Source organism: Streptomyces sp. T39, assembly GCF_008042045.1.
Classification (GTDB): Bacteria; Actinomycetota; Actinomycetes; order Streptomycetales; family Streptomycetaceae; genus Streptomyces.
Window position 1 is genome coordinate 1 of the sequence record NZ_RDBP01000119.1, and the last position, 1027, is coordinate 1027.

The window sequence follows — 1027 nt, forward strand, 5'->3', positions numbered from 1 at the left end:
CGCCCGCGACGCCGGCCTCGGYGTGATGCTCKGCAACAGCGCGGAGAGCCCTCGCGAGGAGGCCGAGTACCTGACGCTCTTCTGCGAGCAGGAGGTCCGCGGGGTGCTGGTGACGCCCGCGGACGCCTCCGGCCGGAACCTCGCCGCCTTCCGCCGCCACGGCATCCCGTTCGTCTGCGTCGACCGGGCGCTGCCCAGCGCCGAGGGCTGCTCGGTGTCCGTGGACGACRTCAYSGGCGGCRCCCTSGCCGTGCGSCACCTCGTGCAGCGCGGGCACCGSKMGGTCRYCTACRTCAGCGGCCCCATGCACCTGCCCCAGTGCCGCGACCGGCACGCCGGCGCACGCGCCGCCCTCGCGGAGGCCGGGCTGCCCGCGGACGCGCTGCGGCACGTCGAGGCGGCGCGGCTGGACGTCGCCTCCGGCATCGACGCGGGCGCCCGCCTGCTGGGCCTGCGCGAACGCCCCACCGCGGTCTTCTGCGCCAACGACCTGCTGGCCCTGGGCGTCCTCCAGTCGCTGTACGCGGCCGGGGTGCGGGTCCCCGACGACATGGCGATCGTCGGCTACGACGACATCGAGTTCGCGGCCGCCGCCGTGGTGCCCCTGACCTCGGTGCGCCAGCCGTCCGCGCGCATGGGGCGCACCGCCGCCGAGCTGCTCATCGAGGAGACCGGCGAGGACGCGGCGGAGCACCGGCACCGCGCGATCGTGCTCCAGCCCGAGCTCGTCGTCCGCGGCTCCACCCTGCGCCGCCCCGCCTGAGGGCCGTCGGCCCGAGCGGGCGGCGCCTCACCCCCGGTGACGGCCCAGCGTGGAGTCCCTGACCACCAGCTCCGGCTGGAGAACGATCTGCTCGTGCCGGTGCGCGGCCGCCTCGTCCCCCGTCTCCTCGATCAGCAGCCGCGCGGCGGTGCGCCCGAGGTGGAAGGCGGGCTGCCGTACGGAGGTCAGCGGGACGGCCGCGGCGGCCGCGAACTCGATGTCGTCGTAGCCGACCAGGGCGACGTCGCCGGGGACCCGCACCCC

The 1027-nt window shown here is 76.8% G+C and carries 2 protein-coding genes; one reads left to right on the top strand and one right to left on the bottom strand.

Going from position 1 to position 1027, the window contains the following annotated elements; all coding sequences use genetic code 11:
* A partial coding sequence (locus EAO77_RS35705; RefSeq protein WP_147992469.1) for a substrate-binding domain-containing protein occupies positions 1–763 on the top strand: 763 nt, incomplete at its 5' end.
* Between the two features lie 27 nt (positions 764–790).
* Here the strand turns inward: EAO77_RS35705 and EAO77_RS35710 are convergent.
* Positions 791–1027, bottom strand: a 237-nt coding sequence (locus EAO77_RS35710) for a substrate-binding domain-containing protein (RefSeq protein ID WP_187283565.1), incomplete at its 5' end; no start/stop codon positions are given.